The organism is Cellvibrio mixtus subsp. mixtus J3-8 (genome assembly GCF_000766945.1).
GTDB classification, from domain to species: domain Bacteria; phylum Pseudomonadota; class Gammaproteobacteria; order Pseudomonadales; family Cellvibrionaceae; genus Cellvibrio; species Cellvibrio mixtus_A.
Genome location: NZ_KN266220.1, coordinates 4259 through 5000, shown reverse-complemented (window position 1 = coordinate 5000; position 742 = coordinate 4259). Strand labels below are relative to the sequence as shown.

The following is a 742-nucleotide window of genomic DNA, read 5'->3' as shown; positions in this document are numbered from 1 at the left end:
TTCAAGAAGGCGGTGGGAGAGAAACCGGCAAGGGAATAAATTACCTGGTCGGTCTCTCTCGCCGCCTGACGTCGTGGGCCGACTCGGTTATGCGCTACCAGCTTTTGGCTGTAAGCGCTCAATATCTTTTTTAACGCCGCAATTTTTATCCAACTCCAATGCGCGAGTTAGCATTGCCAACGCACCTGCGTAATTGCGTTGCACGGCGTACAAATAGCCAATGGTTTTGTACAGTTTTGCTCTGACTTGATCATGCATGTCATGCTCGGCAGTGAGCGTTTCAATCACCTGCAAATATTCAAGTTGTACGCGATGATCATCACTGATCGGGTTTTGAATATCGCCTTCTTTCCAGATTGGCTTGATATCTTTACGCAACAAGGTATCGGCAGTTTCTTCTACGAGAATTGTGGCCGCACTTCGCTGGTATTGATCAGGCGATTGCAAATTGTGTGCGAGTGCATATTCCGCAATAGGAATAGCTTTGGCGATATCGCCGATATCCAGATACCAAATCATGACTGTCATTAACACATCGTCATTGGCACCGGTTCCGACTTCCAATACGCCCGTAATGTAAGGTTCATAGATTGGCAGCATTTCGCGCTTGGCTTCGATTTTGCGTTCAATGCTTTTGATATCGGAAAGGCGGCGACGATCTTCAAGCAGTGAGGCTTTTGTCAGCAAATAGGCGTCACTGGTTTGGGGTTCATCGACACTTACAGCAGCCGCAGAAGCGGCT

Annotated in this window: 1 protein-coding gene; it reads right to left on the bottom strand. The window is 48.0% G+C overall.

From position 1 onward, the window contains the following. Positions 1-87: 87 nt before the first annotated feature. The coding region (gpM, locus tag A596_RS21625; RefSeq protein WP_039918840.1) for a phage terminase small subunit at positions 88-742 on the bottom strand (655 nt) is incomplete at its 5' end.